The sequence below is a fragment of the Actinoallomurus sp. NBC_01490 genome (assembly GCF_036227085.1).
In the GTDB taxonomy this organism is placed as follows: Bacteria; Actinomycetota; Actinomycetes; order Streptosporangiales; family Streptosporangiaceae; genus Actinoallomurus; species Actinoallomurus oryzae.
Map to the genome: position 1 here is coordinate 7,742,884 of NZ_CP109433.1, position 24,409 is coordinate 7,767,292.

The window sequence follows — 24,409 nt, forward strand, 5'->3', positions numbered from 1 at the left end:
CATAGGTCGCGGAGCGGAGATGGGAAAGCGTTTGCCGTCACCGGTCACATCGAGCGGCGAATGGCGGCCTTTTACTCGCGGTGACGTTTCCGCTGGTAGAGCGGCACTTCAGACGGGCGATCGGCGAATAGATGCCGGACGGTGACATTTCAGGGGCTTGACACGCCACGCCTGCCGGGTTTCTCTGGCAAACGTTTACCCACAGGTCGATCGAAGGGGCCGGCCGTGCCCGAGACACACGATCCCCCGACGACCCTGCTGGCCGACGGGGGCGAAGGCCACGGGGACCCACCCGCCGCGCCACCGGGCGAGCGGCACGGCCGTGCGCGGCGCGGCAGCCGTCCGCGACGTTCCTTCTCGGAGCGCTACGCGCACTACTTCTTCCTGGCGCCGTGGTTCGCGGGCCTGTTCCTCATCACGCTGGGGCCGCTGCTGGCCTCCGTTTACCTGTCGTTCACGAAGTACAACCTGATCAACGCGCCGGAGTGGACGGGGCTGGAGAACTACCGCCGCATGTTCGGCGACGCGCGCTTCTACCACGCGCTCAAGGTGACCTTCATCTACGTCGGCGTCTCGGTGCCGCTGCAACTCGCGCTGGCGCTGGCGCTGGCCGTGGTGCTCGACCGGGGAATCCGGGGACTGGCGCTCTACCGGTCGGTCTACTACCTGCCGTCGCTGCTCGGCGCGAGTGTCGCCGTCGCCGTGCTGTGGCGGCAGATGTTCGGAACGGACGGCCTGGTGAACGGGCTACTCGGGCACGTCGGCCTGCATGACCTGCCCGGGTGGGTGTCCGATCCACGGTTCGCGCTCGGGTCGCTGATCGTGCTCAACGTCTGGACGTTCGGCGCGCCGATGGTGATCTTCCTGGCGGGGCTGCGGCAGATTCCGCGCACGTACTACGAGGCGGCGGCGCTGGACGGCGCGGGCCGGATCCGGAGGTTCACCCGGATCACGCTGCCGCTGCTGTCGCCGATCGTCTTCTTCAACCTGGTCCTCCAGCTCATCCACGCGTTCCAGAGCTTCACCCAGGCGTTCATCGTCAGCGGAGGCGAGGGAGGGCCGGCGGATTCGACGCTCTTCTACACGCTGTACATCTACCAGAAGGGATTCGGCAGCTTCGACATGGGATACGCGGCGGCGCTCGCCTGGGTTCTCGTGCTCATCGTGGCGGCGCTCACCGCGATCAATTTCTTCGCTTCGAAATTCTGGGTGTTCTATGGCGACGAGTAGCGTCACGACGCGGCGATCCCGGTCCCGGCGTCCCCGGGTGCTGGCGCACGCGGGACTCATCCTCTTCGGCATCGTCATGCTGTATCCGCTGATCTGGATGCTGGCCGGCTCCTTCAAGCACACGTCCGACATCTTCAGCCACCCCGGCCTGTTCGCGAAGAGCTACACCACGAAGAACTACGCCGACGGGTGGACCGCCAACGGCACCTCCTTCGGCCGGTACATCGTCAACTCGCTGATCGTGGTGACCGGGGCGATCGCGGGGAACCTGCTGGCCTGCTCGGCGGCGGCCTACGCCTTCGCGCGGCTGGAGTTCCGGGGAAAGAAGATGTGGTTCGCGCTGATGCTCGGCACGATCATGCTGCCGATCCACGTCGTGATCGTGCCGCAGTACATCCTCTTCTCCAAGCTCGGCTGGCTGAACACCTACCTGCCGTTGATCGTGCCGAAGCTGCTCGCCACCGACGCGTTCTTCGTCTTCTTGATGGTGCAGTTCATCCGGTCGCTCCCCCGGGACCTCGACGAGGCCGCCAGAATCGACGGCTGCGGACACTTCGGAATCTTCTTCCGGATCATTCTGCCGCTCTCGAAACCGGCGCTGGCGACGACCGCGATCTTCACTTTCATCTGGACGTGGAACGACTTCTTCCACCAGCTGGTGTTCCTCACCGACCCGAAGATGTACACCGTTCCGGTCGCCCTGCGGACCTTCGTCGACGCCACCAGCCAGACACCGTGGGGACCGGTCTTCGCCATGTCGATCGTCTCCCTGGCGCCGGTCTTCGGATTCTTCCTCGCCGGCCAGCGGTACCTCGTGCGCGGCATCGCGACAACCGGGTTCAAGTGAACCGAGAAAGGAGAACCCCCGTGTTCCACAAACCTCGAGGCGTCCGCCGAGGGGGCCGGCGTTTAAGAGTGTTCGCGGTGCCGCTCGCCCTGGCCCTGGCCCTGAGCGCCTGCGGCGGAGGGTCGGGCTCGGACGGAAAGATCCACCTGACGATGACGTGGTGGGGCAGTGACACCCGGCACGCGACGACCAAGAAGCTCATCGCGCTGTATGAGAAGTCGCATCCGAACATCGTCATCAGCCCGACGTACACCGGGTGGGACGACTACTGGGACCGGCTGGCCACGACGGTCGCGGGCGGCAACACGCCCGACATCATCCAGCAGGACTTCCGCTACGTGCACGAGTACGCCGACCGCGGCGCGCTCGCCGACCTCAAGCGCTTCATCCCCAGCGTGATCAACGACTCGGAGCTCGACAGGTCGGCCATGTCGACCGGGCGGCTCGACGGCAAGACGTACGCGATCCCCACCGGGGTCAACGCGTTCGCGCTCGTGGTCAACCCCACTCTCGTCAAGCAGGCCGGGGTCACCCTCCCCGACGACAAGACCTGGTCCTGGGACGACTTCGTGAACACCGCGGCCAAGATCACCCAGGCGACCAAGGGCGCCGTCCACGGCACCGAGGACATGGGCTACTACGACGGCGGGCTCCAGGTGTTCGCCCGCCAGCACGGCGAGGACCTGTTCACCCCCGACGGCAAGCCGGGCATGTCGGTCCAGACGCTCACGGAGTGGTTCAACCTCATCGTGAAGATGCGCGACACCAAGGCGGAGCCGTCGGCGTCGGTGACGCACGAGACCTGGTCCGGCGGCATCGACCAGTCGCTGCTCGCCACGAACAAGGGCGCGTCGAGCTTCTGGTGGACCAACCAGCTGGGCGCCCTGTCCGCCGACTCGAAGGCCTCGCTCGAGCTGCGGCGCATGCCGGGTGAGTCACAGGCCGCCAAGCCCGGCACCTTCCTCAAGCCCGCGATGTTCTGGTCGCTCTCGGCCCGGAGCAAGCACCCCGAGGAGGCGGCGCAGTTCGTCAACTTCCTGATCAACGACCCGGAGGCCGCCAGGCTCCAGCTGAGCGACCGCGGCCTGCCGATCAACACCCGGCTCCGTGACCAGATCACCGGGCAGCTGAGTCCCGCGGACAAGAAGTCCGCGACCTTCGTCAAGGAGATCACCCCGGAGCTCGCGCCGCCCCCGGCGCTGCCGCCGAAGGGCGCGGGCGACGTGGAGAAGATCCTCAGCCGGATCAACGAGGAGGTGCTCTTCAACCGCGTCTCGGTCCCGAAGGCGGTGCAGGAGTACATCGACCAGGTGAAGTCCGCGACGAGCTGAGGGTGCCTCCGGGCGGCGGCCCGCGGACCGCCGCCCGCCCCGGCGCCGGAAGGGAACAGACGGGATGACACACGCGGGCCGTACCGATCGCGGTCGCCGGCGGTATGCGCTCGTCGGGACGGGCCATCGTGCCGAGATGTACTTCGCGGCGCTCATCGGAACACACCGCGACGCCGGAGTCCCCGTCGCCCTGTGCGACACCAACCGTACGCGGATGGCGTACTACCAGCGCCTGTACGCCGACGCGTACGGTGGCGGCGGGGAGCCGCCGGCGTACGACACCGGTGACTTCGAGACGATGCTGGAGCGCGAGCGGCCCGACGCGGTGATCGTCGCGACGGTGGACGCCACGCACGCGCGGTACGTCACCGCGGCCCTCGACCGGGGCTGCGACGTGATCTGCGAGAAGCCGCTCACGACCGACGCCGACGGCTGCCGCCGGATCGCCGAGGCCGCGCTGCGCTCCGATGGGGAACTCGTCGTCACCTTCAACTACCGCTACTCCCCCCGGAACTCCGAGGTCAAGCGCCTCCTCATGGAGGGCGCGATCGGCCAGGTCACCTCGGTGGTGTTCGAGTGGGTGCTGGACACCGTGCACGGCGCCGACTACTTCCGGCGCTGGCACCGGCGGAAGGCGAACAGCGGCGGCCTGCTGGTGCACAAGGCGACGCACCACTTCGACCTGGTCGGCTGGTGGCTGGACGACCTGCCGGAGACCGTCTTCGCCCTCGGCGCCCTGCGGTTCTACGGCCCCGACGGGCCGGTCGGCCGGGCCCGGCGCGAGCACGGCGCCCCGCCCGACGACCCGTTCGCCCTCGACCTCGACGCCAGCCCGCGACTCTCGGCCCTGTACGGGCGAGCGCGCGAGGAGGACGGCTATGTCCGCGACGGCGACGTCTTCTCCCCGGACATCGACATCGAGGACAACATGGCGGTCCTCGTCCGGTACGAGCGGGGGCCGGCCCTGGCGTACTCGCTGAACGCGCACTCCCCCTGGGAGGGGTACCGCGTCGCGTTCAACGGCACCGAAGGACGCCTGGAGCTGAACGTGTGCGAGCGCGCCGCGGTGCTGCCCGAGTCGGCGAACGACGTCCTCGGCCGGCCGCGCCGGCCCGCCCTCGACCCGAGTGCCGCACCCGATCACACCGACGGCGAGGCCGGGTGCCGCCGGCCCGGCACCGAGCTGATCCTCCAGCGGCACTGGTCACGGGCCGAACGCATCGCGATCCCCGAGGGCGGTGGCGCGCACGGCGGAGGCGACGACCGGCTGCTCGACGACGTGTTCCGCGACGCCGCCCCGGACCCGCTGCACCGCCGCGCGGGCTTCTCCGACGGAATCGCCGGCGTGCTGGTCGGCGCCGCCGCGAACCGCTCGATGGCCGAGCACCGCGCCGTCGCGATCGACGAGTTGGGCCTCCCCCGGAAGACCTATGCCCGCGCCCCGACGCCGACCTGACGATGGGGAGGAGCCGGGTGCGGCGGGCCGGGACGTGATCTCGTCCCGGCCCGCCGGTGGGTCATGCCAGGAGCGGATGCCAGCCGTCGCGGTAGCGGACGCCACCGCGCCGGAGCCGGACCTCGTCGTGCCAGGTTCCGGGGACCGGTTCGGTGTGGACCAGCGCCGGGCGTTCCACGACGACGCAGACGTCCTCGCCCGGCCACCACCAGCCGCAGGAACGCGCCAGTGCGGCCCAGCGGCCGAAGTGGTCGAGCGCGTCCGGCCCGTACCTGGCCAGTCCGAGCCGGTGCAGGGCGTCGTAGTACGCGATCCACGCCGCGTCCTGCTGCCCGTACCAGCACACCGGGACGGGCCGGCCGCCGGCCAGTGTGTTGAGAACGGGCCTGCGGAACCCCTGCGCGAGGCTCCGATGGAGCGCGGTACGGATGCCCTGATGCAGTACGACGCCCAAAGGCACGCCGATCCCGAACGCCTCCAGCGGTGGCAGTTCGGGCCAGGGTTCCTTGCCCTTCCGCGTCGCGGACAGCTCAGGGTCCGGATGGGAGACCCCGGCACTGAGCGCGGCGCGCAGCCGGGACACGACCACGGCCAGATCACTGGCCGGCGGTGGTGGCCCCTGCGGACGAGGATCGCGAATCCGCTCGTAGAGCCGGTCGAGCGTGGGCAGACCGGCGACGAGCGGGATCGCCTGATGTGGAGATTCGACCCAGGTGAACCGGGGCCTTGGCCGTGACATCCTGGCGTAGATGGCGGTCAGGCTGTCCTCGGCGGCCCGGCGGTCGGCCGGCTGAGTGGACAGGCCGTGGTCGAGCCACTCCTGCCGGATCTTGAGAGCTTCCTGCCAGCGGTCGTGCGCGTCCTTGCCACGGACACGGACGAGAGGCGCAGCGGCGTCATGGCGCCGCGCGGGCGCGGTCAACGCGCGAGGGCGTCGCCGCCCTTTCGGTTGGAGATCATGCTCCGATGATCGCCTGTGTCCGCCGGTCCGCGCAACCCCCGAGGCGGACCACCGTCCGAACCACCATCCGAACCACCGCCGCCCGGCCGGCATCCTCCGAACGCGCCGCTCCCCACCCCGGAGCGACTCTCCGGGGCGGCTCTCCCGAACGGCGGTCGCGATCCAGATCGTCGTGGCGACGTCGGCGAGCGGCCGGCGGATGTCCGGGGTCAGGGTCTTCGCTGCCGTGGGACGATCGGCGCCTCGTTCTTCTCCGCGTCGGCGGGCGGGCGGGAACCGGGCGGGAGCGTCTTCACCCGCAGGCTGGAACAGGACGGGCAGGACGGTTCGATCCACGGCGGCATGCTCGCCGTCCCCTTGTAGCGCCAGGTGACCACCTGGCCGCCGCGGCCGTCGTCGGCGTGCCACGCCTCGTACACGCTCTCCCAGGCGTGCTGGCACGTCAGGCAGTTGAAGGGCCAGGTCTGAAGGATGATGTGCGGCTCTTCTTTCATGATTCGCTGCGCTCCTGGAATCCGGCAGGACGTGCTGGCAGATCACCGTGGGCGCGAACCCGCGGACACGCGCGCGAGGATGAGAGGTCACGGCGGCTCGGAGCGGCCGGACCACGCGTCGCGGTGTGTCAGGGGTGCGCCGGCGCCGTCACGTACGCGAGGAGCACAGATCGATCCGCAGGTCGGCGCCCGACCGCGCCGCGGACGGACGCGACCGGCGTTCGCCCGGACGTCCGTTCGCCGGCCGGGCGGTCGCGCCGGTGTCCGCTGCGGCCGGCAGGTACCACGACACCGCCCCGGCGTGCCACGGTCCGAGAGCGCGCTGCTGCTGCGCCGAGCCGCGGTGGTTGATGACGCCGCACGGCGGGTGGTGGTGCGGGCGGGGAGCCGGCGCGCACGGGTGGCCGGCGTCGGCGACGCTGTCGGTGTCCGGCGTCTCGCCGCGGTTCCGCTCGGCGGGCGGCGGCGCGTCGAAGGCCGACGAGACGCAGGCCCGCGTCGTGGCGCTCAGCACTCCGGCGTGGACGTTCGGCGGGCACAGACTCGAATGGATCACGACACCCACCACCATGAACAGCCACAGCACCCAACGGTGTCCGTGGGCGGCGTCCGTGCGCGGGTCCGTAATCATCAGGCGGCATACTACTCTCGGTAATCATCGGCTACGAAGAGTGGAAATCGCCCGGCGCACCGGCCATTCGCCCGCGCGCGAAGACGAGAGATCGCCATGGTTTCCGCCGGCCGCACGCTTCCCGAGCGGTGCCGATCATGACGCCGGACCACCGAAACGCCGCAGCGTACGGCGATGGCTACATGATCAAGACGCCCGGATACCGACCAGAACGCGCCACTTCGGACCGTTGATCATGCGACACCGGCCTGGCCTCCGCAACAGATTTCGTTGACTGTCAGTAATCGACATGTGACAGTGGGCAACGCGCAATTTCGTCGGCGGACCCGGACGACAGGCGCGGTGGCGTCGCCGCGGTAAGGAGAAGAAATGCTGGTTCGCAGGCCCTGGCCCGGCTCCTCCCCATTCCTTCCCACGGTCATGACGATGGCCGGAGCCGCGCTGTTCACCGCCACGCTCGCCCCGGACGCCGCCCGCGCCACATCCCGCCCGCGAACGTCCCACGCGCAGGCGGCCCGCGCGGGTACGGGCCGCGCCCACGCGCTGCGGCAGGCGGTGAGCACGGTCGCCTGCGGCGGCTCGCAGACCGTCGCCTACTCCCCCGGGCTGACGACGGGGCCGCAGGAGATCACCATTCACGGCACGTCCACTCTCACCCGGTGCGCCTCCAGCGCGGACCCGAACATCACCGCCGCATGGTCGACCTTCCACGCCACCGGCCGGCTCTCCTGTGTCTCCGGCAAGTACTCCGGCACTCGGAAGGTCGTCTGGAACAACGGCCGGACCAGCACGATGTCCTTCAGCTCGGTGGTGTCGGTCGACGGCGACCGGAGCGTGGCCGCGGTCAAGGGCACGGTCACCGACGGGGAGTTCCGCGGGCGGAAGTGGAGCGCGGCCTTCACGATGTTCGCCTCCCGGCCCCGGAACTGCGCCACCAGGGCGGGCCTGCCCACGATCGCGGGCCGGTTGCTGCTGACCGTCGGCTCGACCGTCCCCGTAATCTCGACGCCGCCGCTGTCCCGCCCGACCCGCCGCTGACCACCCGCCACCCCGCGCGCGAAGCGCGAGCGGGAAGCCGTCCCCAGGTCGTTCTCGGCGCTTGACCGGGGAGGCGGGAAGCGTCCCGGCACCGGGCGCGTTCTTGTGGAGCTCGCGGGGGGCGCGGCATGTGCTCTACCACATCGATCGGTCCCGAGTCATGGAGACTCCCCCTGTGGAGTGGCCGGGGCAACCGGTCTAGGTTCGCTGGCATGAGTGGTGAGACGGCGAAGCCCGGGGACCTGGCCGGCCGGACCGCGGTGGTGACCGGCGGGGCGAGCGGCATCGGGCGTGCGTGTGCGCGGAGGCTCGCCGAGGCGGGCGCGCATGTGATCGTGGTGGACGTCAGCGCCGACGGGGCGAAGGAGGCGGCGAGCGAGGCGAGCGGCGAGTACCGGGTGGCCGACCTGTCCGAACCGGACGTCGTGGACACCCTGGATCTCACCGCCGACATCCTCGTCAACAACGCCGGTCTCCAGCACGTGGCGCCGGTGCACGAGTTCCCGCCGGAGGAGTTCGCGCGGATCCAGCGGCTCATGGTGGAGACGCCCTTCCGCCTGGCCCGCCGGCTCCTTCCCGGCATGTACGCCCAGGGCTGGGGCCGCATCGTCAACGTCTCCTCGGTGCACGGGCTCGTCGCCTCGCCGTACAAGGTCGCCTATGTCACGGCCAAGCACGCCATCGAGGGCATGTCCAAGGTGATCGCGCTCGAGGCCGCCGAGCACGGCGTGACCTCCAACTGCGTCAACCCCTCCTACGTCCGGACACCGCTGGTGGAGAAGCAGATCGCCGCGCAGGCCCGCGCGCACGGCCTCAGCGAGACGGAGGTCGTCGAGCAGGTCATGCTGGAGCCGGCCGCGATCAAGCGGCTGCTCGAACCCGCCGAGGTCGCCGACGTCGTGGCCTACCTGTGCTCCGAGCAGGCGGCGTTCATCACCGGCTCGTCGATGCCGATCGACGGAGGCTGGACCGCGCACTGACCCTCGACTCCGGATCCACCGCCTCCGAACGCACCGCCCCGGACGCGCTGCTCCCAGGCGCCCTGACCCCCACTCCGACGCACTGCCTCCCCGAATCCGGACCCTCCTCGTGAACACGCGGATCTTCTTCGAACTGCTCGCCCGCGAGGCGCCGGCGGTCGACTTCGAGACCCCGGTCGCCGAGGCGAGAGCCGCCGGTGCCTCCCCCGCCGCCCTCGCCGAGCTGGAACAGGCCAAGACGGCCGCGTTGCGCGTACGCGCGCTGATGGCGCGGCGGGCGCGGCGGGAGGTGGAGCTGTCCGCGCTGTTCGAGACCGCGAGCGACCTGGCCGGCCTGCGCGACCTGGACGCGGTGCTGAACGCCATCGTGCGCCGGGCGCGGCAGTTGCTGGGCGCCGACGTCGCGTACATGACGCTGAACGACCCGAGCCGCGGCGACACGTACATGCGCGTCACCGACGGCTCCATCTCGCGGGCCTTCCAGACGCTCCGGCTGCCGCTCGGCGCCGGGCTCGGCGGGCTGGTCGCGCAGACCGGCGCGCCGTACGCCAGCTCCGGCTACCTGACCGACGGGCGGTTCCGGCACACCGGGTCGATCGACGGCGGGGTCACCGAGGAGGGGCTCGTCGGCATTCTCGGCGTGCCGATGCGGCTCGGCGACCGGGTCATCGGGGTGCTGTTCGCCGCCGACCGGGCCGAACGCTCCTACGCCCAGGAGGAGGTGGCACTGCTGTGCTCGCTGGCCGCCCACGCCGCGGTCGCGATCGACAACGCACGCCTGCTCCAGGAGACCCGCGTCACGCTGGAGGAGCTGAGCGCGGCGAGCGAGGCCGCGCGGGTGCACAGCGACGCGGTGGAGCGGGCCGCACGGGCGCACGACCGCATGACGGACCTGGTCGTACGGGGCGGCGGGGTCGAGGACGTCGCGTCGGTGGTGACCGACATCCTCGGCGGTTCACTCGTCGTGCTCGACGCCGACGGCCGCCGCCTCGCGGAGGTCGGCCGGGTCGATCGGGTGGACGAGGATCTGATCACACGGGCACGCACGCTGGGCCGTACGGCCCGGCGCGGCGACCTGCGCGTCATCACGATCGGCGCGGGCGCGGAGGTGCTCGGCACGCTGGCGCTGCACGCCGCCGGTGACATCGCCGACGCCGACGAGCGGATCCTGGAGCGTGCCGCGCTGGTCATGGCGTTGCTGCTGCTGTTCCGCCGCAACATGACCGAGGTCGAGGGCCGGGTGCGGGGCGAGCTGCTGGACGACCTGGTCGCCGGGCACGTCTCGGATCCGGACGCGCTCGACGCCCGCGCCCGCCGGCTGGGCGTCGACCTGAGCGCCGGCCACGTCCTCGTCGTCGCCCGGCACCAGGGCCGGCGCGAGCAGGCGGCGTTCTGGGCGTCGTCGTTCTCCGCGGCCGAGCACGGCCTCAGCACCGCCTACTCCGGCGAGGTGGTGCTGCTGCTGCCCGGCGACCGCCCGGATGAGGCCGCCGCCCGCGTCGCCAAGGAGCTCGGTGCCGCGCTCGGCCTGCCCGCCACCGCCGGCGCGGCCGGCCCGGTCGCCCTGCCCGGCGGCGCCGCGACGGCCCGCCAGGAGGCACGGCGCTGCGCCGACGCGCTGCTGGCCCTCGGCCGCGAGGGTGACGGCGCGAGCGCGGACGGCCTGGGCTTCGTCGGGCTGCTGATCGGCGAGGGCGGCGACACGGGCGCGTTCGTCGAACGCACGCTCGGCCCGGTCATCGCCTACGACGAACGCCGGGGTACGGCGCTGACGCGGACGATGGCGATCTACTTCGGCACCGGCGGCAGCCTCGCGCGCACCGCCGAACGCCTGCACATCCACACCAACACCGTCACCCAGCGGCTGGAGCGGATCGGCCGGCTCATCGGCGCCGACTGGCAGCAGGCCGACCGGGCGCTGCAGATCCAGCTCGCGCTGCACCTGCACCGCCTGCGCGCCAGCCTCACGTCCTGACCGGTTCGCCGTTCTCCCGCTCGTCGGAGGCCGCGGAGGGTTCGGCGACGGCACGCCCGCGGGTGCGGCGCCCGGTGGTCAGCCACGCGGCGGTGCCCCAGATGCCACGCCGGAAGACCAGTACGGTGAGCGCGAACACGGTGCCCGTGACGATGCCGGTCTCCTCGAAGCCGGCCGTGGACAGGTAGTCGCCCAGCTCGACGATCAGACCGGCGCCGATCACCCCGCCCCACAGAGTGCCGATGCCGCCGAGGACGACCATCATCACGACCTGGCCCGAGGTGGTCCAGTAGACCTCCTCCAGCGAGACGAAGCCGTGCCCGATGGTGAACAGTCCCCCGGCCAGCCCGGACAGCGCGGCGGACAGCACGAAGGCGAGCAGCTTGTACGCCTCGACCGGGTAGCCGAGCGCACGGGCGCGCGCCGGGTTGTCGCGCACCGCGACCAGCACCCGGCCGAACGGCGAGCGCACCACGCGCCAGGCGAACCACAGCCCGAGCACGGCGATCGGCAGGCCCGCGTAGTAGAAGAAGAACGGGTCGGACAGGTCGACGCCGAAGAAGTCGCGCGGGATGCCCTGCAGCCCGTTCTCCCCGCCGGTCAGGCCGCGCCACTGGTTCGCCACGAAGTAGACCATCTGCGCGAACGCCAGCGTCACCATGGCGAAGTAGATGCCGGTGCGGCGCACCGACAGCCAGCCGATCGGCACCGCCAGCACGGCCGCGCCCAGCGCGCCGCCCAGCACCGCGACCGGGAACGGCAGCCCGCTGTGCAGGGCGATCAGCCCGGTCAGATACGCCGAACTCCCCCAGAACGCCGCGTGCCCGAACGACAGCAGCCCGGTGAAGCCGAGCAGGATGTCGACCGCCACCGCGAACAGCGCCCAGCAGACCATGTCCATCGCGACCGGCGGATAGATGATCCACGGCAGCGCGAGCGCGACCAGCAGACCGACGGCGAGCAGGACGGGCCGGGCGGCCAGCCTCCGGAGGATCACGCGACTCCCTCCTCGCGTCCGAACAGCCCCGCGGGCCGCCAGAGCAGGACCACGACCATGAGGATGAACACCAGCGTCTGCGACAGCGACGGCACGTAGAAGTTGGTCACGGCGGTGAGCACGCCGACCGCGAAGCCGGACACCACCGACCCGAAGATCGAGCCGAGCCCGCCGATCACGACCACCGCGAACACCGCGATGATCAGGTCCGATCCCATGAGCGGGTTGACCGCGCGCATCGGCGCGGCCAGCACCCCGGCGAGCCCGGCCAGCGCGATCCCGGCACCGAACACCGGGGTGACCCACCGCCCGACGTCGATGCCGAGCGCGCGGGTCAGCTCCGGCCGTTCGGTGGCCGCCCGTACGATCATCCCCGCCCGCGTACGGGACAGCACGTACCAGACGACCAGGCAGGCGACGACCGCGACGCCGAGCACGAACACCCGGTACGACGGGTAGGAGAACAGCCCGAGGTTCACCGAGCCGGACAGCGCGGACGGGCGCGGGTACGGCTGCGACTGCACGCCGTACTCCCGTTTGACCAGGTCCTGCAGGATGAGCGCGATCCCGAAGGTGAGCAGGAAGTTGTACAGCGGGTCGAGCGCCGCGAGCCGGCGGATCAGCAGGCGTTCGACGGCCACACCGGCGACGCCGAGCACGATCGGCACGACGGGCAGCGCGATCCAGAAGCTGACGCCCGCGTCGTCCAGCAGCACGTACGCGCCGAACGCGCCGAGCATGTAGAACGCGCCGTGGGCGAAGTTGACCACGCCGAGCATGCCGAAGATGACCGCCAGCCCGAGGGCCAGCAGGGCGTAGAAGGCGCCGCTGACGAGGCCGTCGAACGCCTGTTGCAGCATCGGACCTCCCTCAGAGCCGGCAGGCCGCGTCGGGCTGCTGGAAGGCCTGGTCGGCGGGGACGGTCTTGAGGATCTTCTCGTAGTCCCAGGGCTCCTTGACCTCCGAGGACGGCTTGACCTGGGCGAGGTAGGCGTCGTGCAGGAGAAGGTGGTCCTGGGCGCGGATCGTGCCGTTCTTGGCGAACACGTCGTTGAACCTGTAGCCCTCGAGCTGCTTGACCACGGCGTCGGACTTGTCGGTGCCGGCGCGCTGGACCGCCTCGAGGTACTCCAGGGCGGCGGAGTAGTTCGCCGCGTGCGCGAAGGTCGGCCGCTTGCCGGTCTTGGCGAGGAACCGGTCGGCCCACGCCCGGTTGTCGGGGCTCGCGTTCCAGTACCAGGCGTCGGAGAACTTCGTGCCGGCGAGCGCGTCCGGGCCGACCGAGTGGATGTCGGTGAGGAACATCAGCCCGATGGCCAGGCCGATGCCCTTCTTCTTCAGCCCGTACTCGTTGTACTGCTTGACGAGGTTGACCAGGTCACCGCCGGCCTGCATGGCGCCGAGCACCTGCGGCTTGGGGTTCAGCCCCGGCGCCTTGAGCAGGAACGTGGAGAAGTTGTCGCTGGGGAACGGCGTCGGGTCGTTCTTGACGATCGTGCCGCCGGCGCCCTTGACGGCGGCGCTGAAGCTCTTGGTCATGTCCTGCCCGAACGCGTAGTCCGGGTAGATGATGTACCAGTTCTTCGCGCCGTCCTTGGTAATGGTGTCGCCGGTGCCGTGCGCCAGCATGTAGGTGTTGTAGCCGTAGTGGAACGTGTACTTGTTGCACTGCGCGCCCTCCAGCGCGGTCGTGCCGGCGCCGATGTCCATGAAGATCTTCTTCTTGGTCTTGGCGACGCCGGCCACGGCGAGGGCCGCCGAGGAGGTCGGCACGTCGAGGATGGCGTCGGCGCGCTGCCGGTCGTACAGCTCCTGGGCCTTGGAGCTCGCCACCTCGGGCTTGTTCTGGTGGTCGGCGGTGGTGACCTCGATCTTCTTGGCCACGGCCTTGCCGCCGTACTTGGCCTTGAAGTCGGCGATCGCCATCTTGACCGCCTCGACGCTGGCCTTGCCCGACAGGTCGGCGTAGACGCCGGACTGGTCGTTGAGCACGGCGATCTCGATCTTGCCGTCGCTGATCTTCCCGCCGCCTCCGCCGGGACCGCCGTTGCACCCGGCGGCGAGCAGGGCCACCCCGGCGGCCAGCGCGGCCGTACGGCCGAATGATCTCATCGCGTTCTCCTTCAGATTCCGAGGTAGCCGAGAAGCTCGTGCTCGCGTGCCTTGACCTCGGCGTTGTCCATCGATTCGGCGATCCGGCCCTCGGCGAGCAGGTAGTGCCGGTCGGCCACGGTGGCGGCGAAGTGCACGTTCTGCTCGATGAGCAGGACGGTGACCCCCTGGTCCTTGACGTCGCGCAGGATCCCGCCGATCTGCTGGACGATCAGCGGGGACAGGCCCTCGGTCGGCTCGTCGCACAGCAGGAGCCGCGCGCCCATCCGCAGGACCCGGGCCAGCGCGAGCATCTGCTGTTCGCCGCCGGACAGCCTGGTGCCCGGCGAACGCCGCCGTTCGCGCAGCCGGGGAAAGGTGTCGTACACCTGCTCCAGCGACCACGGCTTCGGCCCGGCCACCGGCGGCAGCAGGAGGTTCTCCTCGACCGAGAGGTTGGCGTAGATCCCCCGGTCGTCGGGGACGTAGCCGAGCCCGCGCCGCGCCCGCCGGTGCGGGGCGAGGCGGGACACGTCCGCGCCCAGGAACTCCACGGTGCCCTCGGCCTGGGCGTGCAGGCCCATGACACAGCGCAGCAGGGTCGTCTTGCCCGCCCCGTTGCGGCCGACCAGCGTGACGATCTCGCCCTCGCCGACCTCCAGGGACACCTCGCGCAGGGCCCGCGCCTCGCCGTACCAGGCGGACAGGCGGTCAATCCGAAGCATCGGCGTCTCCCAGGTAGGCGGCGACGACCCGGGGGTCGCGCCGGATCTCGGCGTACGGCCCCTCGGCGAGAACCCGGCCCGACTGCAGGACGGTGACCTTGTCGGCGAGCGAGGCGACGACGTTCATGTTGTGCTCGACCAGCACGACGGTGCGGCCGTCGCGTACCCGGCCGATCAGCTCGACGGTGGCGTCGACGTCCTCGGCGCCCATGCCCGCGGTCGGCTCGTCCAGGAGCAGCACCCTGGGGTCCAGGGCGAGGGCCAGCGCCAGTTCGAGGGCCCGTTTGTGCCCGTACGAGAGGGCGCCCGCGTGCGTGTCGGCCAGGTCGGCGAGCCGCACCTGCGCGAGCAGGTCCCGCGCGCGGCCGGCGAACCGGCCCATCCGCTGGTCCGAGCGCCAGAACCGCCAGCCGAGCCCGGTGCCGCCCTGCAACGCCAGCTCGACGTGCTCCCGGGCGGTGAGCTGCGCGAACAGGCTCGTGATCTGGAAGGACCGGGCGACCCCGAGGCGGGCGATCCGCTCGGGCGACCGGCCGGCCAGCTCGTGCTCGCCGAACGTGACGCGACCCGCCGTCGGGCGCAGGAAACCGGTGAGCAGGTTGAACAGCGTCGTCTTTCCCGCGCCGTTCGGGCCCACGAGCGCGTGCACGCCGCCTTCGGGGACGTCGAGGTCCACGTCGTCGACCGCGCGGAAGCCGCGGAACTCCTTGGACAGGCCCCGGGCGCAGAGAACCGCTGCCATCCGCTCTCCTGGTTCGCCGTTGTTACGCCGGTATCCACACCGTTCGTTGACCGGGAACCCTAGGACGCGGCCCGGTGGCCGACCATGTGCCGCGGCCACACATTCGGACGCGGGGAGGCGTCCGTCCCCGCCATAGAGGCCCGGTCACCACGGGCGCAGCCGCCGGATCCTCCCCGCCGTCGGTGGCTGATGTGGGTCACGCACACGTCCGGCGACGCGAAAGTGTGGCGGCGGGCGATGGATCCCGGGCCGCCCGCGCGGCGACGATTGCGGGCGTTCTCGGGGGCGCCGACGACGCAGGGAGCCTCCATGCCGCGTACCCGTCTCCTCGCCGCGCTGGCCCTCGGGCTCGCAGTGACCGCGTCCCCGGTCACTGCGGCCTCCGCCGGGCGCTCGTGCGACATCGCCGTGCCGGGCGCGGCCCATCAGGTCGGCGCGTGCCTGCCCGACCTCACCACCGCCGGCACCGTCGCCGACGGCCACAGCGACCCGGCGCAGTGGGCGGGCCTGCAGCCGGCCGGGGCGCGCAACCCCACCGGCGTTCCGGGCACGCAGATCGACGGCTACTTTCCCGACACCTCGACGCTGAACACCACGCACGGCTGGAACCACGACTCCCAGTTCGTGATCCGCCTGCCCGACCGCTGGAACGGCGGGCTCGTGGTCACCGGCACGCCCGGGAACCGCGCGCAGTACGCCAACGACTTCACCATCGCGGACTGGGTGCTCGCCCAGGGGTACGCGTACGCGGCGACCGACAAGGGCAACGTCGGCTCGGCGTTCTACCGGGACGGGCGGCGCCCCGGCGACGCCGTCGCCGAGTGGAACGCCCGCGTGACCCAGCTCGCCCGCGCGGCGAAGGCGGTGGTCGCCCGCAGGTACGGGCGGGCGCCCGCACGGACGTACGCGGCCGGGATCTCCAACGGCGGTTACCTGGTCCGCTGGCAGCTGGAGAACCACCCGGAGCTGTACGACGGCGGCGTGGACTGGGAGGGCACGCTGTTCCGCGCGGACGGCCCGAACCTGTTCACCTACCTGCCGTCGCTGCTGAAGAACTACCCGGCCTACGCCGCCGGCTCGGCCGGGGCGCACCGGGCGCTGCTGGACGCCGGCCTCGCGCCCGGCTCGGAGTTCCTCTGGCCGTACCACGAGCAGGTCTACTGGGACCTGACCCAGCGGATCTACCGGGAGGAGTTCGACCCCTCCTACGACGGCGCCACCGAGGCGGGCACGCCGTACTGCGCGAGCGGCACCCCCGCCTGCGACGCCGACTACGACTACGCGGCCCGGCCCCGGTCGGTGCACCGGGCCGTCGCCCGCGTGTCGCTGACCGGGCGGATCCGCAAGCCGCTGATCACCCTCCAGGGCACGCTCGACACCTTGCTGCCGATCGCGCTGGACGGCGACGTGTACGCCCGCATGGTCCGCACGAACGCCGGCCCGCACGAGGGCGCGTTCCGCTACTACCGGATCGCGGGCGGCAACCACGTCGACGGGCTGTACGACACGTATCCCGACCGGCTGCGGCCGATGCTCCCGTGCTTCCGCGCCGCGTTCACCGCGCTGGAGGGCTGGTCGGCCGGCCACACGCCGCCTCCCAGCGCGACCCTGCCCAGGCCGACCTCCGGGGACCTCGCCAACAGCTGCTCGCTGACACCCTGACCAGCGGGCCTCCCTTCGGGAAGGAGCACCAATGAGATCCGTACTGCGCCACCTCCGCCGGGGCGCCGTCGCACTCGCGGCGACCACCCTGCTCGGCACCGGGGTCGCCGCACCGGCCCACGCCGCGACGCTGGGCCGCTACAACGTCAGTGCCGTCTACGACTCGGGGGTGTCCTCCGGCGGCTTCATGGCCGACCAGCTCCACGTGGCCTACTCCGGCACGATCAAGGGCACCGGAATCTTCGCGGGCGGCCCGTACCACTGCGCCCAGGGCAGCCTCACCACGGCCGAGCTGGCGTGCATGTACAACGTCCAGAGCCGGAACCTGCCCTCGCTGGAGCAGACGGCGCGCACCCGCTCCGCGCAGGGCACGATCGACAACGTCGCGAACCTGTCGGGCCACCGCGTGTACGTCTTCCACGGCACCGCCGACACGACGGTCACCGTCGGCTCGTCCAACGACCTCGTGCAGTTCTACCGGGACTTCGGCGCGAACGTGACGTACGACAACACCACCCCGGCCGCGCACTCCTGGGTCAGCCCGCTGGGCCCGAACGCCTGCGGCACGAGCTACACGCCGTACATCAACAACTGCGGCAACGACCCGGAGCGGACGATGCTGACCCAGCTGTTCGGGTCGGTCGCCGCACCCGCGCAGAGCCCGTCCGGCAGCGTGGTGTCGTTCGACCAGAACGCCTACGCGCCCGGCGGCAGTGCGAGCGCCATCAGCATGGGCGCCACCGGCTACGCGTACGTGCCGTCCACCTGCGCCGCGGGCGCCTCGTGCCGGCTCATGGTCGCGCTGCACGGCTGCCTGCAGGGCGCCGGCTCGATCGGCACGACGTTCGTCACCAAGGCACACCTGAACGAGTACGGCGACACGAACAACATGATCGTCCTCTACCCGCAGGCCACCGCGAACTTCGGCAGCAACCCACAGGGCTGCTGGGACTGGTGGGGGTACCTGAACGCGGGCGACTACGACACCCACGGCGGCGCCCAGATCGAAGCGATCATGAACATGGTCCACGCCCTCGGCGGCTGACGATCACCCCCGTACGGGCCCGCGCCACCACGACGCGGGCCCGTCGCTTAGCAGCGCCGACCTACCGGGGGGCGTCGGCGAACCCGGTGAACTGGTCGACCAGGCGGGTGACGGGGTCGGGGCCGAACAGCTGCTCCAGGGATGCGGCCGACTCGGTGGCCGAGGCCTCGCTGCGCGGGAACAGCTCGGATTCGTAGCTCGTCAGGGCCGTCCCGACGTCCTCGGGGTGAGCGGCGATGGCCTGGCCGAGTTCGGCGCCGTCCAGCATGGCGAGGTTGGCGCCCTCGCCGGCGAACGGTGACATCAGGTGCGCGGCGTCGCCCAGCAGCGTCACGCCGGGCGTGGGGTCCCAGCGGTGGCCGACGGGGAGCGCGTGGATGCGGCGCGGCACCAGGGCGCCGTCGGCCTCGGTGATGAGGGTCCGGAAGGCGGGGTCCCAGCCGGTGAAGTGGGCCAGCACGGCGGCCTTGGCGCCGGCGGTGTCGGTGAAGTCGATGCCGTCCAGCCAGTCCTCGGCGGCCCGTAGGGCGGTGTAGACGTGCAGGCTGCCGTCGGTCTCGCGGTGGGCGAGGACTCCCTGCTCGCCGTCCAGGGCGATGAAGAAGCCGCCGCCGATCAACTCGGCGCCGCCGGGGTGACGGGTGTCGGCGTCCAGCAGGTCGAACTCGACGAAGGAGATGCCGGCGTAGGACGGTGTGGCGTCCGAGACCAGCGGCCGGATCCGGGACCAGGCGCCGTCCGCGCCGACCAGCAGGTCGGTGGTGATGGTGTCGCCGCCGGCGAAGGTGACCTCGTGGCGGCCCTGGCCCAGCGGCCGGGCGCCGGACGCCTTCGCGCCCCACCGGACCGTGCCCTCGGGCAGCGAGTCCAGGAGCAGGTCGCGCAGTTGGCCGCGGTCGACCTCCGGGCGGTCACCGGTGCCGTCGTCCTCCTCCTGCAGGGCGACGCGTGCGTTGCGGTCCAGCAGGCGCAGCGCCTGCCCACCGGGGTGGATGATCGCGCGGAACGGCTCGTACAGGTCGGCGGCGCGCAGCGCGGCCTGCCCGGAGTCTTCGTGGATGTCGAGCATGCCGCCCTGGGTACGGGCGTCCCGGCCGGCCTCCCGATCGAACACGGTCGCCGGGATCCCATGAACATGCAGGACACGGGCCAGGGTGAGGCCGCCGAGGCCGGCCCCGACGATCGCAATGGGGTAGTGGGTGCTCATCGGTTCCTCCAAGGGGTGTGCAGGTAGCCGCTCATCGGGTCGGTGAGGCCGCGGAGGGCGACTGCCCGGCAGGGGGCCTGGCCGGGGTGCCGGGGCCGGCCTTGCGGAGCGGTACCTCGATGACGAAGAACGCCGCGGCGCAGGCCACCGCGCAGAGCGCGGCGCCGACCGTGAAGATCATTTGGGTTCCGTGGACGAAGCCCTGGATGTGGTCGGCGTGGCCGTTCACCGAACGGTTGAACAGGGCGCCGAAGACGGCGACGCCGATCGAGGCGCCGATCGTGCGGAAGAGGTTGATGGAGCTGCTGGCGGCACCGATGTCGCGCAGGTCGACGGCGTTCTGCGCGATCGTGCCGGCCATCTGCATGCACAGCCCCATCCCCGCGCCGAGGACCGCCATGGAGCAGCCCGTCACCAGGCGGGACGTGTCATCGCCCATGGAGGCGAGCAGGCCCATGCCCACGGTCATGAGTGCCGCGCCGACGATCGGAAAGATCCGGTAGCGGCCGGTGGCCGACATGATCTTGCCCGCGACGGTGGAGACGACGAGCACCGGCAGCATCATCGGCAGCATGAGCAGGCCGGAGTTGGAGGCCGAGGCGCCCTGCACGGTCTGCTGGAACAGCGGCAGGTACAGGCCCGCGCCGAACGTGATCACGCCCGCGACGAAGATGACGCCGACCGCGATGGGGAAGTTACGGTGCCCGGTGAAGATCCTCAGGGGCAGCAGCGGCTCGGCCACCCGGCGCTCTACCGCGACGAACCCCAGCAGGGACAGGACGGCCACGACGCCCAATCCACCGGCCTGCCAGGAGACCCAGGCGAAACGGTCGCCGCCCCACGTAGTGCCCAGGACGACGACGGTGATGAGGACACCGAGCAGCCCGATACCGGCCCAGTCGATCCTCGCCTTGATCCGCTGCATCGGCAGGTGCAGCATCAGCTGAACCCACACCAGGGCGAGCAGACCGAGCGGCAGGTTGATCAGGAAGGCCCAGCGCCAGCTCAGGTGCTCGGTGACGAAGCCGCCCAGCAGCGGGCCGCCGATCGTGCCGACGGCCATGACCGAAGCGGTCAGGCCCTGGTACTTGCCGCGCTCGCGCGGGGGGACGAGCGCGGCGATGAGGGCGAAGGCACCCGCGCCGATCCCTCCGGCCCCGATGCCCTGGAGCGCCCGGAACGCGATCAGCATGCCCATCGAGGTCGCGGTGCCGCACAGCGCGGAGCCGGCGACGAAGAGCGCCACCGCGGCCAGGTACATCGGCTTGCGGCCGAAGAGGTCTCCGAACTTGCCCCACACCGGCGTGGTCACCGCGGTCACCAGGGTGTAGACGGTGACGACCCACGACAGGGAGGCCAGACCGCCCAGGTCGGCGACGATCGTGGGCATCGCGGTGCTGACGACCATGTTGTCGAGCATCGACAGCAGCATCGCCAGCATGACCCCCAGCAGGACCATCCGGACCGAACGCCCAGCCGGTGGAGACCCCTGGGGCACGGCGGTGGAAGTCATATCCGATCACCTTCCGGGACGAGTTGAGAACGAGCGTACTAGTGATGTCGCTCTAAAAACATAACAGCTCTACTTAGAGGGCTGTTACGCCTCGCGGTAGACTGGCGGCATGATCGAGGCCGGCATGGGACGCCGCGAGCGCAAGAAGGCCCGCACCAGGCAGGCGATCGCCGACGCGGCGCTGGAGCTGTTCCTGGAACGCGGCTTCGACCAGGTCACGGTCAAGGACGTCGCCGAAGCCGCCGACGTGTCGATGAGCGGCCTGTTCAAACACTTCCCGACCAAGGAGTCCCTGGTCTTCGACCAGGAGGACGACATCCGGGCCGGCATCGCCTCCGCCGTCCGCGACCGCCCCGAGGGAACCTCCGCCCTGCAGGCCCTGCGGGCCTGGCTGCTGCACAACACCTGCCAGGAGTCCGCCGATCCGGACACCGCCGCCTTCCTGGACCTGGTCGCCGGCACGCCGGCGTTGAGCGACTACGCGCGCCGCATGTGGCTGGGGTACGAAGAGGAGCTGGCCGAAGCGATCCGCCAGGCGGGGCCCGACTCCCCCGGCGCCGCCATCGCCGCCCGGGCCGTGGCCCGGTTCGTCCTGGACCGCGCCCAGCCCTGGCAGCGCCACGATCCCCGCGCCGAACTCGACGCCGCCTTCACCCTGCTGACCGACGGCTGGCCCGCCCCCGAGCTGCGCTCCGCGCCCTACGATCCGCCGCGGACCTCGGTCTCCGGGGCGTCGCCGTCACCGGCCCGCCCGCCGGGGCTGCGCGAACGCAAGAAGGCCCAGACCCGGCATGCCATCACCGGGGCAGCGCTGGAGCTGTTCACCGCACGCGGCTACGACGACGTCGGAGTCCGCGAGATCGCCGACGCGGCCGGCACCTCGATCGCGACCCTGTTCGCCTACTTCCCCGACGGCAAGGCCAGCCTGGTCTTCCCCGGCGACCGGGCCGCCCACATCGCCGCCCTGGTCGACGCCGTCCACCACCGGTCTCCCGGGCAGACCGTCCTGCGCGCGATCCACGACCACATGGCCGAGCGCGGCCCGTTCGCGGCGACCCGCACCCCGGACGAACAGCGCACCCTCGACCTGATCCGCGCCACCCCCGAACTGAGCGACTACGCGCTGCACTCCTGGACCGCGGCCCAAGACGCCCTCACCACCGCCATCGCCCACGAGGCCGCGCTCCCCGGCGACGACCTCACCGCCCGGCTCCTGGCCCGCTACACCCTGCAGATCCCCGACCTCGCCAACACCACCCCCGACCCCCGCCAGGCCCTGGATGTCATCACCGACCTCCTGGAGCACGGATGGCCCGCCGGTGTCACCGGCCCGCACCGCTGAAGGCGACACGGCGCAGCGCACCTCGTCACTTTGCGTGATGCCTATCGTGTACGCATGAGAAGAGCTGCCCTCACGCTCTGCGGCCTGGTCGTGGCCGCGCTGCTCGGCCCGGCCGGGACGGCGGCCGCCGCGCCGCGCCCGCGCCTCGTCGCGCTGAGCTCGGTCGACTCGACGATCATCCAGGACATCCGGTACGCCACACCGCACAACTTCACCGGCCGGGTCGTCCCCGGTTACCAGGCGCCGCTGTGCCTCCTGACCGCTCCGGCGGCGCGGGCCCTGCACCGGGTACAGCAGAACCTGACCCGGCGCGGTTACTCGCTGAAGGTGTACGACTGCTACCGTCCGCAACGGGCCGTGGACCGGTTCGTGGCCTGGTCGCGCGACTCCGGCGACCACACGATGAAGGCCGAGTTCTACCCCGAGGTCGACAAGTCCCGGCTGTTCGACGAGGGCTACATCGCCCGCCGGTCCGGCCACAGCCGCGGCAGCACGGTCGACCTGACGATCGTGAAGCTGCCGGCCGAGCCCACCCGGACGTACCGGCCGGGCGAGCCACTGGCCTCCTGCTACGCGCCGCGGGCCCAGCGGTTCCCCGACGCGTCGATCGACATGGGCACCGGCTTCGACTGCTTCGACGAGCGCGCCCACACGCTCGACCCGCGGATCACCGGCACCGCCCACGCCGACCGCCTCTGGCTGAAGCGCCTGATGGAGGGGGCCGGCTTCACCGGCATCCCCGAGGAGTGGTGGCACTTCACGTACCGGCGGGAGCCGTACCCGGACACCTACTTCGACGTGCCCGTCTCCCCCGGCCGCTGACCATCAGCCCCGCAGGGCTTCGGCGATGATCTCGATCAGCGCGTCGGTGGTCGGGGCGGTGGTCAGCCCGCCCTGGGCGAAGTTCCTCGCGCGCCGGCGGGCCGGGGTGGGTGAAGTCGAACCGCAGCCGCCGCGGCTCGACCAGCGAGCCCGCCTGGCGTACGTGCGGGCCCAGCACCGCGCGCAGCTGGTCCCGCGCCTCCGAGGGTCCTACGGTGGCGTTGTTCGCATGATCGGCAGCCGACGGGGGAGCCCATGCCCGAGTTCTCATCCCTGCGCCCAGGGGATCCCCGCAGGCTCGGCCGCTACCGCCTGAAGGGACGTCTCGGGGAGGGCGGCCAAGGCGTCGTCTACGCGGCGACCGGCCCGGACGGCTCCCGCGTGGCGGTGAAGGTCCTGCACACCGGATGGGCGGCGGACGGCATGGCGCGGCGGAGTTTCGAGAAGGAGGTGGCGGCGGCCCGGCGGGTGGCGCCGTTCTGCGTCGCCCAGGTGCTGGACGCGAACCTGTCGAAGTCTCCCCCGTTCATCGTCACGGAGTTCGTCGACGGTCCCACGCTCCTGCGGTCGGTACGGGACGAGGGCCCGCGGTCGGGCCCGGCGCTGCACCGGCTCGCGGTGGCCACCGCGACGGCGCTCGCCGCGATCCACGAGGCCGGCGTCGTGCACCGTGACTTCAAGCCGGCCAACGTGCTGCTCGGCGCCGACGGCCCACGAGTGATCGACTTCGGCATCGCCCGTACGCTCGAGCGCGCGTCATCCGGCATGACCGGCCGATCAGTTCACGCCGTGCGGCTGCGGTAGGCGCGGGTTTTCATCCGGTTGCCGCAACCCGCGGTGGAGCACCAGCGGCTGTTACGCGGTTTGGCGTGGTCGTAGAAGATCCAGCGGCAGTCGGGCGCCGCGCACTCCTTCATCCGGACCCACGACCCGTCGGCCGAGGCGACGACGACGCTTGCCAGCACGTCCGCGAGCGTACCCGCGATCCCGCCGTTCGCCGCGCCGGCGCCGAGCCCGCCGTCGCCATTCGAGCGCGCTCGTAGCGGTAGGGCCGCGCTCACCCGGTCGAACTCCGTCGCCACGCCAGGATCCAACTCGCCCGTCCGGTTCGCACGGGCCATGGCCCGGAGCGTCCGGCGCAGCGCGAAGGCCAGTTCGTACTCTGCCGGCTCGCATGTGCCGAGCCACTCGGCGAGCTCGTCATCGGGCTCGCGCCCGCCAAAGGTTCGCAGGTCGCAGGTGTTGAGGAAAGCGAACACCGTGACCAGCCGGGCCGGCACACGGTGATGCTCCGCGGCCGGCTTCTCCCTGTCCCACGCC

The 24,409-nt window shown here is 71.3% G+C and carries 23 protein-coding genes; 12 read left to right on the plus strand and 11 right to left on the minus strand.

All coding sequences use genetic code 11. The features are described 5' to 3' along the window. Positions 1–258 precede the first annotated feature (258 nt). From OG417_RS35705 to OG417_RS35720, 4 genes are all read left to right on the plus strand, one after another. Positions 259–1,230, plus strand: a complete 972-nt coding sequence (locus tag OG417_RS35705; RefSeq protein ID WP_425550915.1) for a carbohydrate ABC transporter permease — start codon at positions 259–261, stop codon at positions 1,228–1,230. After that, a complete protein-coding gene (locus OG417_RS35710; protein ID WP_329238384.1) occupies positions 1,217–2,077 on the plus strand; it encodes a carbohydrate ABC transporter permease in 861 nt (286 codons plus the stop codon). Before OG417_RS35705 ends, OG417_RS35710 begins: the two co-directional genes overlap by 14 nt. A gap of 77 nt (positions 2,078–2,154) precedes the next feature. Next, a complete protein-coding gene (locus OG417_RS35715; RefSeq protein ID WP_329238386.1) occupies positions 2,155–3,408 on the plus strand; it encodes an ABC transporter substrate-binding protein in 1,254 nt (417 codons plus the stop codon). 64 nt (positions 3,409–3,472) lie between these two features. Then, positions 3,473–4,864, plus strand: a complete 1,392-nt coding sequence (locus OG417_RS35720; protein WP_329238389.1) for a Gfo/Idh/MocA family protein — start codon at positions 3,473–3,475, stop codon at positions 4,862–4,864. Between the two features lie 61 nt (positions 4,865–4,925). On the opposite strand, the gene OG417_RS35725 is transcribed toward OG417_RS35720, so the two are convergent. The 3 genes from OG417_RS35725 to OG417_RS35735 form a co-directional block, all read right to left on the minus strand. After that, positions 4,926–5,786: a DUF6745 domain-containing protein gene (locus OG417_RS35725; RefSeq protein ID WP_329238392.1), complete on the minus strand. Its 861-nt coding sequence runs from the start codon at positions 5,784–5,786 to the stop codon at positions 4,926–4,928. Between the two features lie 248 nt (positions 5,787–6,034). Next, on the minus strand, positions 6,035–6,319 hold the full coding sequence (locus tag OG417_RS35730) for a hypothetical protein (RefSeq protein WP_329238396.1): 285 nt from the start codon (positions 6,317–6,319) through the stop codon (positions 6,035–6,037). Between the two features lie 148 nt (positions 6,320–6,467). Continuing rightward, a complete protein-coding gene (locus tag OG417_RS35735) occupies positions 6,468–6,950 on the minus strand; it encodes a hypothetical protein (RefSeq protein WP_329238397.1) in 483 nt (160 codons plus the stop codon). A gap of 369 nt (positions 6,951–7,319) precedes the next feature. Here OG417_RS35735 and OG417_RS35740 point away from each other — a divergent pair, with 369 nt between their 5' ends. The 3 genes from OG417_RS35740 to OG417_RS35750 all read left to right on the plus strand — a co-directional run bounded on the left by OG417_RS35740 (position 7,320) and on the right by OG417_RS35750 (position 10,943). Beyond that, positions 7,320–7,988 (plus strand): hypothetical protein, encoded by a 669-nt coding sequence (locus OG417_RS35740; RefSeq protein ID WP_329238400.1) that lies wholly within the window; start codon positions 7,320–7,322, stop codon positions 7,986–7,988. A 212-nt stretch (positions 7,989–8,200) separates the two neighbouring features. Further along, a complete protein-coding gene (locus OG417_RS35745; protein WP_329238403.1) occupies positions 8,201–8,968 on the plus strand; it encodes a 3-hydroxybutyrate dehydrogenase in 768 nt (255 codons plus the stop codon). 109 nt (positions 8,969–9,077) lie between these two features. Further along, complete coding sequence (locus tag OG417_RS35750; protein WP_329238405.1) at positions 9,078–10,943, plus strand: helix-turn-helix domain-containing protein; 1,866 nt, start codon at positions 9,078–9,080, stop codon at positions 10,941–10,943. On the opposite strand, the gene OG417_RS35755 is transcribed toward OG417_RS35750, so the two are convergent. From OG417_RS35755 to OG417_RS35775, 5 genes are read right to left on the minus strand one after another with little or no spacing between them, the layout of a single operon-like run. Then, positions 10,933–11,940 (minus strand): branched-chain amino acid ABC transporter permease, encoded by a 1,008-nt coding sequence (locus OG417_RS35755; RefSeq protein WP_329238408.1) that lies wholly within the window; start codon positions 11,938–11,940, stop codon positions 10,933–10,935. The genes OG417_RS35750 and OG417_RS35755 overlap by 11 nt on opposite strands. Further along, entirely contained in the window at positions 11,937–12,800 is an 864-nt protein-coding gene (locus OG417_RS35760) for a branched-chain amino acid ABC transporter permease (protein ID WP_329238410.1), read from the minus strand. Before OG417_RS35760 ends, OG417_RS35755 begins: the two co-directional genes overlap by 4 nt. 10 nt (positions 12,801–12,810) lie before the next feature. Further along, the gene (locus OG417_RS35765) at positions 12,811–14,052 is read right to left on the minus strand and encodes an ABC transporter substrate-binding protein (protein ID WP_329238413.1); all 1,242 of its coding nucleotides are present in this window, start codon (positions 14,050–14,052) and stop codon (positions 12,811–12,813) included. Between the two features lie 11 nt (positions 14,053–14,063). Then, positions 14,064–14,756 carry an ABC transporter ATP-binding protein gene (locus OG417_RS35770; RefSeq protein ID WP_329238416.1) on the minus strand — a complete coding sequence of 231 codons (693 nt, stop codon included), beginning with the start codon at positions 14,754–14,756 and terminating at the stop codon, positions 14,064–14,066. Continuing rightward, the gene (locus OG417_RS35775) at positions 14,743–15,498 is read right to left on the minus strand and encodes an ABC transporter ATP-binding protein (protein WP_329238420.1); all 756 of its coding nucleotides are present in this window, start codon (positions 15,496–15,498) and stop codon (positions 14,743–14,745) included. Before OG417_RS35775 ends, OG417_RS35770 begins: the two co-directional genes overlap by 14 nt. 309 nt (positions 15,499–15,807) lie before the next feature. Here OG417_RS35775 and OG417_RS35780 point away from each other — a divergent pair, with 309 nt between their 5' ends. Both OG417_RS35780 and OG417_RS35785 read left to right on the plus strand, forming a co-directional pair. Further along, the gene (locus tag OG417_RS35780; protein WP_329238423.1) at positions 15,808–17,160 is read left to right on the plus strand and encodes a tannase/feruloyl esterase family alpha/beta hydrolase; all 1,353 of its coding nucleotides are present in this window, start codon (positions 15,808–15,810) and stop codon (positions 17,158–17,160) included. A 31-nt stretch (positions 17,161–17,191) separates the two neighbouring features. Further along, a complete protein-coding gene (locus OG417_RS35785; protein ID WP_329238426.1) occupies positions 17,192–18,205 on the plus strand; it encodes an extracellular catalytic domain type 2 short-chain-length polyhydroxyalkanoate depolymerase in 1,014 nt (337 codons plus the stop codon). A gap of 61 nt (positions 18,206–18,266) precedes the next feature. Here OG417_RS35785 and OG417_RS35790 read toward each other — a convergent pair whose 3' ends face one another. After that, complete coding sequence (locus OG417_RS35790; protein ID WP_329238429.1) at positions 18,267–19,412, minus strand: FAD-dependent oxidoreductase; 1,146 nt, start codon at positions 19,410–19,412, stop codon at positions 18,267–18,269. 31 nt (positions 19,413–19,443) lie between these two features. Then, positions 19,444–20,925 carry an MDR family MFS transporter gene (locus OG417_RS35795; protein WP_329238432.1) on the minus strand — a complete coding sequence of 494 codons (1,482 nt, stop codon included), beginning with the start codon at positions 20,923–20,925 and terminating at the stop codon, positions 19,444–19,446. 109 nt (positions 20,926–21,034) lie between these two features. On the opposite strand from OG417_RS35795, the gene OG417_RS35800 reads away from it, so the two are divergent. The 3 genes from OG417_RS35800 (at position 21,035) to OG417_RS35810 (ending at position 23,893) form a co-directional block, all read left to right on the plus strand. After that, positions 21,035–22,267 (plus strand): TetR/AcrR family transcriptional regulator, encoded by a 1,233-nt coding sequence (locus tag OG417_RS35800; protein ID WP_329238434.1) that lies wholly within the window; start codon positions 21,035–21,037, stop codon positions 22,265–22,267. A 54-nt stretch (positions 22,268–22,321) separates the two neighbouring features. Beyond that, positions 22,322–23,089 (plus strand): M15 family metallopeptidase, encoded by a 768-nt coding sequence (locus OG417_RS35805; protein WP_329238437.1) that lies wholly within the window; start codon positions 22,322–22,324, stop codon positions 23,087–23,089. A gap of 255 nt (positions 23,090–23,344) precedes the next feature. After that, entirely contained in the window at positions 23,345–23,893 is a 549-nt protein-coding gene (locus tag OG417_RS35810; RefSeq protein WP_329238441.1) for a protein kinase domain-containing protein, read from the plus strand. Here the strand turns inward: OG417_RS35810 and OG417_RS35815 are convergent. Then, positions 23,872–24,369, minus strand: a complete 498-nt coding sequence (locus OG417_RS35815; RefSeq protein WP_329238443.1) for a CGNR zinc finger domain-containing protein — start codon at positions 24,367–24,369, stop codon at positions 23,872–23,874. The two genes, OG417_RS35810 and OG417_RS35815, sit on opposite strands and share 22 nt — an antisense overlap. Positions 24,370–24,409 lie beyond the last annotated feature (40 nt).

Excerpts from the sequence above, each read along its gene's own strand:
- OG417_RS35710 (WP_329238384.1), top strand. The coding sequence starts at position 1,217 with ATGGCGACGAGTAGCGTCACGACGCGGCGATCCCGGTCCCGGCGTCCC.
- OG417_RS35720 (WP_329238389.1), top strand. The coding sequence starts at position 3,473 with ATGACACACGCGGGCCGTACCGATCGCGGTCGCCGGCGGTATGCGCTC.
- OG417_RS35730 (WP_329238396.1), bottom strand. The coding sequence starts at position 6,319 with ATGAAAGAAGAGCCGCACATCATCCTTCAGACCTGGCCCTTCAACTGC.
- OG417_RS35735 (WP_329238397.1), bottom strand. The coding sequence starts at position 6,950 with ATGATTACGGACCCGCGCACGGACGCCGCCCACGGACACCGTTGGGTG.
- OG417_RS35740 (WP_329238400.1), top strand. The coding sequence starts at position 7,320 with ATGCTGGTTCGCAGGCCCTGGCCCGGCTCCTCCCCATTCCTTCCCACG.
- OG417_RS35745 (WP_329238403.1), top strand. The coding sequence starts at position 8,201 with ATGAGTGGTGAGACGGCGAAGCCCGGGGACCTGGCCGGCCGGACCGCG.
- OG417_RS35760 (WP_329238410.1), bottom strand. The coding sequence starts at position 12,800 with ATGCTGCAACAGGCGTTCGACGGCCTCGTCAGCGGCGCCTTCTACGCC.
- OG417_RS35765 (WP_329238413.1), bottom strand. The coding sequence starts at position 14,052 with ATGAGATCATTCGGCCGTACGGCCGCGCTGGCCGCCGGGGTGGCCCTG.
- OG417_RS35770 (WP_329238416.1), bottom strand. The coding sequence starts at position 14,756 with ATGCTTCGGATTGACCGCCTGTCCGCCTGGTACGGCGAGGCGCGGGCC.
- OG417_RS35775 (WP_329238420.1), bottom strand. The coding sequence starts at position 15,498 with ATGGCAGCGGTTCTCTGCGCCCGGGGCCTGTCCAAGGAGTTCCGCGGC.
- OG417_RS35780 (WP_329238423.1), top strand. The coding sequence starts at position 15,808 with ATGCCGCGTACCCGTCTCCTCGCCGCGCTGGCCCTCGGGCTCGCAGTG.
- OG417_RS35785 (WP_329238426.1), top strand. The coding sequence starts at position 17,192 with ATGAGATCCGTACTGCGCCACCTCCGCCGGGGCGCCGTCGCACTCGCG.
- OG417_RS35790 (WP_329238429.1), bottom strand. The coding sequence starts at position 19,412 with ATGAGCACCCACTACCCCATTGCGATCGTCGGGGCCGGCCTCGGCGGC.
- OG417_RS35795 (WP_329238432.1), bottom strand. The coding sequence starts at position 20,925 with ATGACTTCCACCGCCGTGCCCCAGGGGTCTCCACCGGCTGGGCGTTCG.
- OG417_RS35800 (WP_329238434.1), top strand. The coding sequence starts at position 21,035 with ATGATCGAGGCCGGCATGGGACGCCGCGAGCGCAAGAAGGCCCGCACC.
- OG417_RS35805 (WP_329238437.1), top strand. The coding sequence starts at position 22,322 with ATGAGAAGAGCTGCCCTCACGCTCTGCGGCCTGGTCGTGGCCGCGCTG.
- OG417_RS35810 (WP_329238441.1), top strand. The coding sequence starts at position 23,345 with ATGCCCGAGTTCTCATCCCTGCGCCCAGGGGATCCCCGCAGGCTCGGC.